This is a genomic window from Pelagibacterium sediminicola, assembly GCF_003390885.1.
Lineage (GTDB): Bacteria > Pseudomonadota > Alphaproteobacteria > Rhizobiales > Devosiaceae > Pelagibacterium > Pelagibacterium sediminicola.
Map to the genome: position 1 here is coordinate 448,857 of NZ_QMEL01000003.1, position 8,004 is coordinate 456,860.

Annotated in this window: 11 protein-coding genes and 1 tRNA gene; 6 read left to right on the plus strand and 6 right to left on the minus strand. The window is 58.4% G+C overall.

From position 1 onward, the window contains the following. Window positions 1-343 precede the first annotated feature (343 nt). The 3 genes from DQG18_RS08310 to DQG18_RS08320 all read left to right on the plus strand — a co-directional run bounded on the left by DQG18_RS08310 (window position 344) and on the right by DQG18_RS08320 (window position 1,143). A tRNA-Pro gene (locus DQG18_RS08310) sits at window positions 344-420 on the plus strand. 208 nt (window positions 421-628) lie between these two features. Next, a complete protein-coding gene (locus DQG18_RS08315) occupies window positions 629-865 on the plus strand; it encodes a hypothetical protein (RefSeq protein WP_116653754.1) in 237 nt (78 codons plus the stop codon). A gap of 83 nt (window positions 866-948) precedes the next feature. Beyond that, complete coding sequence (locus DQG18_RS08320; protein ID WP_157970062.1) at window positions 949-1,143, plus strand: hypothetical protein; 195 nt, start codon at window positions 949-951, stop codon at window positions 1,141-1,143. A 159-nt stretch (window positions 1,144-1,302) separates the two neighbouring features. Here the strand turns inward: DQG18_RS08320 and DQG18_RS08325 are convergent, their stop codons facing one another. The 4 genes from DQG18_RS08325 to DQG18_RS08340 are packed head-to-tail and all read right to left on the minus strand — an operon-like array spanning window position 1,303 to window position 2,693. Then, window positions 1,303-1,605, minus strand: coding sequence for a hypothetical protein (locus DQG18_RS08325; RefSeq protein WP_116653756.1), 303 nt, complete (start codon window positions 1,603-1,605; stop codon window positions 1,303-1,305). Then, a complete protein-coding gene (locus DQG18_RS08330; RefSeq protein WP_116653757.1) occupies window positions 1,605-1,793 on the minus strand; it encodes a hypothetical protein in 189 nt (62 codons plus the stop codon). The genes DQG18_RS08325 and DQG18_RS08330 overlap by 1 nt, the downstream gene beginning before the upstream one ends. Then, window positions 1,778-2,059, minus strand: a complete 282-nt coding sequence (locus DQG18_RS08335) for a hypothetical protein (protein WP_116653758.1) — start codon at window positions 2,057-2,059, stop codon at window positions 1,778-1,780. The genes DQG18_RS08330 and DQG18_RS08335 overlap by 16 nt, the downstream gene beginning before the upstream one ends. Then, window positions 2,052-2,693 (minus strand): YcbK family protein, encoded by a 642-nt coding sequence (locus DQG18_RS08340; RefSeq protein WP_116653759.1) that lies wholly within the window; start codon window positions 2,691-2,693, stop codon window positions 2,052-2,054. The genes DQG18_RS08335 and DQG18_RS08340 overlap by 8 nt, the downstream gene beginning before the upstream one ends. 333 nt (window positions 2,694-3,026) lie before the next feature. Here DQG18_RS08340 and DQG18_RS08345 point away from each other — a divergent pair, with 333 nt between their 5' ends. The 3 genes from DQG18_RS08345 to DQG18_RS08350 are packed head-to-tail and all read left to right on the plus strand — an operon-like array spanning window position 3,027 to window position 4,228. Beyond that, window positions 3,027-3,695, plus strand: a complete 669-nt coding sequence (locus DQG18_RS08345; protein WP_116653760.1) for a response regulator transcription factor — start codon at window positions 3,027-3,029, stop codon at window positions 3,693-3,695. A gap of 7 nt (window positions 3,696-3,702) precedes the next feature. Continuing rightward, complete coding sequence (locus DQG18_RS16040; RefSeq protein WP_157970063.1) at window positions 3,703-3,954, plus strand: hypothetical protein; 252 nt, start codon at window positions 3,703-3,705, stop codon at window positions 3,952-3,954. 25 nt (window positions 3,955-3,979) lie between these two features. Beyond that, complete coding sequence (locus DQG18_RS08350; RefSeq protein WP_245958407.1) at window positions 3,980-4,228, plus strand: sunset domain-containing protein; 249 nt, start codon at window positions 3,980-3,982, stop codon at window positions 4,226-4,228. Between the two features lie 43 nt (window positions 4,229-4,271). Here DQG18_RS08350 and DQG18_RS08355 read toward each other — a convergent pair whose 3' ends face one another. Both DQG18_RS08355 and DQG18_RS08360 read right to left on the minus strand, forming a co-directional pair. Further along, complete coding sequence (locus DQG18_RS08355; protein WP_157970064.1) at window positions 4,272-5,309, minus strand: acyltransferase family protein; 1,038 nt, start codon at window positions 5,307-5,309, stop codon at window positions 4,272-4,274. A gap of 91 nt (window positions 5,310-5,400) precedes the next feature. Next, the gene (locus DQG18_RS08360; protein WP_116653762.1) at window positions 5,401-7,845 is read right to left on the minus strand and encodes a glycerophosphodiester phosphodiesterase; all 2,445 of its coding nucleotides are present in this window, start codon (window positions 7,843-7,845) and stop codon (window positions 5,401-5,403) included. Between the last annotated feature and the right edge of the window lie 159 nt (window positions 7,846-8,004).

The window sequence follows — 8,004 nt, forward strand, 5'->3', positions numbered from 1 at the left end:
GACGCATGCCTCTCTGCGCACCGCCAAGGCGACCGAAACCGCCCGAACGGACCGCGAGCCCTGCATCGAATGCATCGAGCTGTGCGCTGGACCTCCTCACCCCGACTCGTTCCCCGACGAGTTCGACGCGCCGTTCACCGCCCTCAAACTTGATGATGGGTCGTTCCGCGGCTTCCGGCTCGTCCTATGCGATCGCGGGATCATATGGGGCGCCAATATCTCCAATTCGGGGTTTGCCGCGAACCCGGCAAGGCGGAGGGCGACCCCTCTTCCTCCCGCACCCCTGATAATTCGCAAATGCACTTGAACTCCGCGTCACGATTATATAGGTGAAGTGCCAAGTCGGGGCGTAGCGCAGCCTGGTAGCGCATTTGTCTGGGGGACAAAGGGTCGTCGGTTCAAATCCGGCCGCTCCGACCAAAAACTTCCCAAGGTTATTGGGGTTCTCAGGGTTTCAGGCGCCCTGCTCTCAAAAAGAACGAAACGGAAAGATCGGTGCCATGTGGTACAGATCGGAACCGAAAGTCCCACGGAATCTCCCACGGGTGTTCTTTTTGCGTTCTCGCATCGGTCAGCTTATCCCCACCCCTCCTTCCCCGCGCTATGATGCCCGCGAAAGGACGCCCAGATGACCAAGCCCAACCCCCTCGCCCGCGTCACGCTCTCCCGCCAGACGCTCTACAAGTACCGTTCGCTGCCCGAAGGCACCGGCGACGAACCGGAATGGCTGCTCAAGCAGGTCAGCGAGGAAATCGCCATCCTCGAACAGATCGCCAGAGACGTGCCCAAGAATGCGGAATCGATCGAGCTGCTCATTGAGGCGTGGCAGGATTTTGCGGGCAAGCAAAAGCGACGGGCGCATTGATGCACTTCTCTCACCGCCCTACATGGGCTGATGCACCAGAGCGACGAGACACCGACCGCGCTGTGATCTGCGATGGCGTCACGGTGGCCCGCATCACGCGTCAGGAATGGGGCCCACGCGAAGGCAAATGGAAATGGGCTTCGATGTGGAGCGGGCTGGTGATTGGCGAAACCGATACGCTCGATGAAGCGCTGGCAGAGGTGAAGGCGGCAGTGCTCAAAGAGGTCGAGGACAACCCTGCCCTTCTGGACGAGCTTCGGACGATGCAGACCCGATAGGCACCACCCTGACCTCGAAGTCAGCGGCAAGCATGTGACCCTGCCCACAGCACCGGAACATGATCACCAGCGTCCTTTCCTCGACATTGCCGGGCTTGGCGATGTTTGCGGGTTGCCAGTGGCGGATGGGCTTGGAGCAGAGCGGGCATGTGACGGTGTTCACTTCTTGCCTCTGATCCGATCCCAAACGGCGAGCGGATCGCGAGAGGCTGATAGCAGCCACGCGATCAGGTTTCGGCCCGATATGCCAAGCAGCGCGGCAACCGCATTGCTTGGCAGTCCAGTGAGCCCCACGACAGCATCCGTCCCGACATAGGCGGCAAAGACGCCTGATATGAGCGCGAGGCCCGCCGTTGCCCATGTATGACGGCGGAAGTCGAGCAGGATGCCAAGAACGGCCCCTGCCCCCGCCGTCAGCATGGCAGCGCCGGAATTGGCGATGTGGTGCCACCAGTCTTGCATCACGGCCTCCACCTGCAAAGACCCGCTCCGGTCTGGTTATGAACAAGGATTTGCCGCGCCGTCCCTTCGGTCAGCACGTCCTCGGATGATGGCCGGATCGGCGCGCTTATGTCGCAAAAACTGCCTGCCGAAGCGCAGGCCGAAACCAGCAGCACGGCCAGCGTAGCAAGGATCAGTCTCGGTTCCATTTGCCCAACTCCCGCTGCACGTCTTCCTCGCCCATGGCACCGACGTTCTGTTCGACTTCCTCCCGCTCTCGCTTGGCGCGCTCCTGCCGCTGCCGATAGCGCGCTTCGGCATCCGATCCACCCTTGCGGTAGATGAGTGCCCCTGCCCCCAGCGTGGCGACGGCCAGCGCCGCGCGCCAGCCACCGACGATGTAAGCGACCATAATCGCCGCCCCGAACAGCACGAGATACCAGTGCTGGATAAGCCACCATGCCAGATCAAGCATTCTCGCCTCCCCGCTTGCGCTGCATGAACCAGAAGACGGCGGCGACGAACCCGACCACGGCGATAAGGCCAATTGCCCATTGCACCGGCCCGTTGCCTTGAGCGATGGCCCCGCCGCCGACGATGATGGGCGAGACGACAGGGGCCAGCTCCTTGACGGTCTCGGTCAGTGCAGGCGACCGCGTGGGCGGGGTAAATCCGGGCGTCTCGGGCCGGGCCTGGAACCAGGCATTGTTGCGCCCCGTCCCCTTCCAGCGGGCGGGCGTGGCGCGCGTATCGATGTGCATGAAGTTCGAGCCCGGATAGTGCCCGATGCCGCGAAAGCCGCACTCCTTGGCAACTGCCTCGAAGGTGACCGGGTTGTGGTTCGTCATCACCACGTCGAACGCCTTGCCGTAAAGGTGCTGGCTGTTCGTCGCGCCGCCGACCGCGCGATTGTGCTCGGGCGAGCGATAGGCGCTCGTAATGAGCAACGGCTTGCCGAGACGGGTGCGGAGGGCTTGCAGCGCGTCCATGCTCGCCGGGTCGATCTTGACCCGCCCTGTGCCTTTGCAGGCGATCTCCTGAGGAGAGAAATTCGGCCAGCGCCAAACGCTGGCGGGGACATCCCGCCAGTTGCGATATTCACGGGCCATATCGGCCTCCTGTTTTCGTAGTGATTCTATCGAGTGGGAGAGAGGCTGCTCGGCTATGAGCGCCAGATGATACAATCTGGACAGTAGAATTCAGCTTTACCGCTATGTATACTTTTCGACCTCACCGGCCCGCGCACGGCCTGAAAGATGGCAAAACAAAGTCGGTAATATGTCGAGATTGCATAGAGAGTCCGCCAAGCGAGACTCAAGAGTGAGCGAAGATGCATGAATACAATATCAATCAAATGGCCGTGATTGCGGGTACGGACTTGTACTATCGTTAAACGGCGATTTCCGGCCTACAGTAGTTTTGCATATGAGGGGGAGATTAAGATGCGAATCGATCCAAAGCACCGCGATGCAATCTATGCAGCAAGCAACGAGGTCGTTTACCGGCCCGCACTGAATCGAGAAAGAACCGTAATTGTCGCTTGCGATATCGAGGAGGACAGCAAGGCGCTGGTGACCCTGTTTCGACTTGAGGGCTTCAACGTGATCCCGGTCCGAGACCCATCCAGCGCGCTATCCGTGCTTGAAAGCGGCCCGGTGAGCGCCCTCATCGTAAGCCTCGACGCACAGAACGCGTCCGCACTTCTTGAGATCGCTCGATCGCAATATCTCGGTATCGGCGTTTTCCTCATCGCTAAAGATTACACCACTGATGAGACCGTCGCCGCCATGCGCGCCGGCGCCTATGATGTACTTCAAGCACCGATCAATCCCGAACGCCTGATCAAGAGCGTCGGCGAACTGATGCGCGCGAACACGTACGTCATGCCACCAGTCAACGGCCATCGCGAGGTGATCGTGCGCGGTTTCCCACAGCTCACGCCGCGAGAGCGAGAAGTTGTCCAACTGATCATCAACGGCTTCTCGAACAAAGAGGCAGGAATCCGGCTCAAGATATCACCTAGAACTGTCGAGGTGCACAGAGCGCGGATCATGGAAAAGATCGGCGCACGTAATACAGCGGATTTAATCCGCATTGCTCTTACGTCCTAATGTATAATTGACAGAGACGCCGCTTTGCCTCACACCACCGGCGACCTTGGAGTGGACGCCGGTGGGACAAAAGTTTCTTCTCAACTTGCATGACGGCCTTGATGACATCGACCGTCGCATTCGTGTTCTATCACTTTCCGATAATGACCTGGTCGCTGCCAAAGAAGCTTTAACCGCACCGATTTTCGAGAAGTCGGATTATTGGCTCAAGGTCATCGATGATGAACTGCTGCGGCGAGAGATGTTTCCTTGCATCTAAATCGCCTTGGCTCCGGGGATTGCTCATGAAACTGAACTTCTTACTCGCCGGTCTGCTGGCAGTCGCGGCGCTTGCGTTCTCAGCGGCGCCGACGCTCGCTCAGTCCGGCGATTGCGTCATCAAAGGCAACGTCAACACACGCGGTGAGCGCATCTACCACGTCCCCGGCCAGCGCTATTACAATGACACGGTGATCAGCTATTCACATGGCGAGCGCTGGTTTTGCAGCGAGGCCGAAGCGCGAGCCGCTGGATGGCGGAAGTCCAAGGTTTGAGCCTCTGTGATGTAGGAGGGCGCGCGGAGCGTTGATCATTCACCTACCCGCGCCGGTCTCCGTATGCCGCCTTTAGTCTTCGACTTACCCTCAAGGACCGCAGCCACCGCCCGACCGGTTTTTCAAAATACTCGTGGCTGACTCCGGCGAGAATTAGGGTCAAAACCAGCGTCAGCGCAAAGGAAGTGTAGCCATCGAACGACACTCGTGTCAGGCGAGCGATGGGATAGTGCCAGATGTAGATTGCGTATGACCATGCACCAAGCAGCAGAAGTGGCTGCCATGCGAATATTCGAGCAACCACTGAACGCTCGACCGTCAGACAAGCAATCAGCACAACTGTGGCCAGATCGACAACGCCACCCCAAACAGAGGCCCGCCCGAAGTTTCCATTCAAATACATTGCGCACAGGGCCAAAACTACCAAAGCGCACGATGCTGCAAATGTCGCAACCGCCTCACCCGGTCGCCACGACACGAACGCCAAGGCGGACCCGAGAATGAGTCCGGACATGCGAGTATCTAGAGCGTAGTAGGATCGGACCCAGCCGGACTCTAAGAAAACCGTTATCCGCCACAGCGCGGCTGCAGCAAATAGCCCCAGAAGCACCGTCAGCGCTGCTCGCGGACGCCGGCTGAGCAAAATTAGCACCAATGGCCAGAGCAAATAGAACTGCATTTCCACAGCGAGTGACCAACTGTGGTTAGTGTAATCAGGCTTGAGCCAGTACGCCCTAGTAAAATCTGAAACGTACAGGGCGGATAGAACAAACTCTTTGAGCACGTCAGCATCTGGATAAAGCCAGGGGCTGACGGCTACAAACACCGTCAGCATCAGCAAAAGGAGCGGCCACAGGCGCGCGATGCGCTCCCATATGAACCGGCCCATATCGATACGGCTCGTTGTGGCTAACTCCCCCCGCAGCTTGCGAGTAATCACATAGCCACTGAGCACAAAGAACACGTCGACCCCGATGAACGCCCCTTTGAAACCCGGAAGTTGGGCGTGAAAGGCTAGGACGACCAATGCGGCGACGGCTCGTACGCCATCCAGAGGCGCAATTCTGCTCGAATGCGTCAACGCCTCCCCCAACATCGCCCCCCTTATGCGTCTCGTCTTATCGCAGCACAAAGATACCTGGCCGCTACCATTCTGCAATAGCTCAAGGCTGCTAGAGCGCGATAACCTTGACGTTGGAGAATTTGACCGCCGCCTCGTTCACGGCCAGATGAAAATAGGCCCCGCGATGGCTCGCATCGCTGCTGGATACCGAGTGTGTGACATTGCCGCCCGGCGCATCCAATCGTGCCATGGTGAACGACGATGGCGTCACGGTAAAGCGCACATGCACAGGGTTATTAAGGCTGATTGCAGCGCTCGAACTGGACCCGCTCCCGACAATCGTTGTCCCCGTTTGCACATACAGCTCCATAGCCCCTGTTTGGCGGATGAGGCCAGAAATGCTCTTCTCACTCGCAAGTGAAAGGGTAATACTATTGATAATCTCCGCGTCCAACATCGACTCGTCAGCCACAAAAATTCCGAACCAGCGTCCAGTATTGGCCACGCCATAAAACTCGGCCGTGAACTCGATTTCAAAACTATCGGTGGCAGGGTTCTCGACCACCGGGCAGGCCCACCCTTGAAGTACGGCCAGCGTATTGAAGTCCGGACTCGACGCCGGGACTGTAGGCCAGCCCCATCCGCCATCGAAGAATCGGCCCCTTGCACGAACATCGCGCCCATTAGACGCGCCCAGCATCCCCGGCAACCACGATTGGAGGTGGAACTGATCTTCGGTAAAAAGGGGTGCATCGGCAGACACGTACACTGGATCGTCTGTGTAGATTCCAGCTACGCCAAGACCTAACACTCTGTCGCGATCAATACGCCGATCAACCGTGAACACCGACACGGGCAGCCCCGAACTTACATATTCAGCAATCACAGTGCCGGATGATTGATGATTCACACCAAGCCGATCAACTCCGAGGGTGATGGCATCTGATATAAACGATTGCGCTTCGCCCAAATCACTAGTCGTTTGTTTCAGAGCCTCTGTGATGTACCCTTCCTTAATGGCCGGCGCGAGCCTGGACATCGTAAAATCAGAAATGATCGCCTGATCTTTCGCCACCCCATGCGCCGCAAAAGTGCCCATTATTCTCGGAATTACGCCATCAATCTTCCCTTCAATGACGAAGATAGCGCGATCCTTGAACGCTTCACACACTTCACTCAGGGTCGCCAACGGTTGCCCATCACCTAGTATCGACCCATACCCTTTTACACTCAAGGATTTGAGTTGGCTGGTCGATTTGCTAACAACCGTTCCGGTTCCGTTTGTCTCACCATCTAGTGTGGGACTATGGACAAGAAACACATTCCCGTCCGACGACATGTGCGCGTCCATCTCGATCATCGGAAAGCCGCGTGCCAGACAGTCGGAATACGACGCAACGGTCTCCTCTGGGTTATACATTGGAGCGCCTCGGTGAGCCATCCAGGCAAAGGTAAAGTCCTGCACCTTCGGGCCGCGCAAGGGGGCCGCGCCAATATTCTCGCGGAAGACAGCCTGCGCGGCCTCATCACCGACGTCCGATGCGTCTTTGGAGATAGAGTGGATATTCGCCCGCGCCTGCGCTTTCTCATTGACGTCAAACTCTGCTGTCAAATCGTCGGTAAAGAGCTGATCGACGCTGCCAATATCTTCCGGCTTTAACCCACTGTCCTTGAGCAGCTTTCCCGTGGTGCCGTCAAAAAGCGCGATGTGGCCATCACCTGCGCTGGCTGGGCCGCTAACGTCTCCAGCCCCCAACCCCGCCCGCGCCTGCGCCGCCGTCGCATCAACCGTAATCCGCCCCTGCCAGAACGGAGTCACCCCATCGATATCCCCTGCAGGACCGCGCGGAACACCGAGATTAAGCGCATATCCGCCCGCAACAGGCGAAAGGCTGAACGTTGCATCCTCGCCCGGATCGAGGGTCGTGATCGTTCCGGACTGGAATGTCGCGTTCTCCGGCATCTCGAAATCGAACTCATACCCGCCCGCTACAGGGGTAAGCGTCACATCGGGATCATTGCCGAACGCAACCGGCGTGACCGAGCCCACATCAAGAGTAGCCGCTGGCCCTGTCACATAGGCCGGATCAGACCAGTCCCCGCTTGCCGCACTGTTCTTTGAATAGATCGCGGACCGCCCATCGCCGGTGTCCGCTACCAGAACAGCAAAGCCGGTGGGACGGTCATCATAATCGTCGCGGTCGGCAAGCGTATCGACCTGCACGTCATAATACGGACTGATCTTGCCAAGCTCCTCGAGAACCCGCCGGGTCTGGGCCGTGGACCGCTCGATGATGCCGATGTAGCGGACTTCGTATGGTGCCTCCGTCATCGTATCGCCCGGCCATGGATAGGCCAGCGTCAGCGTGCCATCCTCATTGACCGAGGCGATCCGCTGTGGCGGCACGAGAGGCTGGGCCGGATCAAAGAAAAGATCGTCACCCCAGACGTTACCGTACCAAAGCGCGTCGGTCGGGGTGACGGTGACTTCATTGGCCACAACGGTAGCGCTCCCCTCGGAATACCGAGTGGGCAGTTTCTCGATGATGAGCATGGTTTACCTATGGTTTGATGTAGCCGGGACGGGAGCTATGCGGGATTTTGGGTGATACGGCCTGATCAAGCGGCGCGATTTTCGGCGACGCTGGTGGCTACGCCGTCGGTGAATGTGACGCCTTCGATGAGCAAAGGCAACTGGTTCGCGCCCTTCAGG